The sequence below is a fragment of the Mesorhizobium sp. M4A.F.Ca.ET.022.05.2.1 genome (genome assembly GCF_003998845.1).
Taxonomy (GTDB): Bacteria; Pseudomonadota; Alphaproteobacteria; order Rhizobiales; family Rhizobiaceae; genus Mesorhizobium.
In genome coordinates, this window is record NZ_RZOJ01000851.1 from 1 (window position 1) to 393 (window position 393).

The window sequence follows — 393 nt, forward strand, 5'->3', positions numbered from 1 at the left end:
ACAAGGAACGGGTCGGCGTCATGCCGGGTTCGAGCTTCGGCGAGGCCGCCGCCGGCCACATCCGCGTCAGCCTGTGCCAGCCCGAGCCCATCCTCAAGGAGGCAGCGCTTCGCCTGCGCCGCTTCGCTTCCGCCTACCGCCGCGAGGCCGCATGAGCAAAAGCATTCCCGGCAAAGCCATTCCCAACAAGGCAAGGGCCGTCATCATCGGCGGCGGCGTCTCCGGCTGCTCGGTCGCCTATCATCTGGCCAAGCTCGGCTGGACCGACATCGTGCTGCTCGAACGCAAGCAGCTAACCTCAGGCACCACCTGGCATGCGGCCGGCCTGATCGGCCAGTTGCGCTCCTCGCAGAACATGACGCGGCTGGCGAAGTACTCGGCCGATCTCTACGT

General features: G+C 66.7%; 1 protein-coding gene and 1 pseudogene. Both read left to right on the top strand.

The window, feature by feature from the left end; genetic code table 11:
- Positions 1-155: pseudogene (locus tag EN745_RS37430) on the top strand (pyridoxal phosphate-dependent aminotransferase); the annotation flags it as partial.
- Positions 152-393: FAD-binding oxidoreductase (locus EN745_RS35795; RefSeq protein ID WP_189363290.1), on the top strand; the 242-nt coding region annotated here is incomplete at its 3' end. The pseudogene EN745_RS37430 and the gene EN745_RS35795, both read left to right, overlap by 4 nt.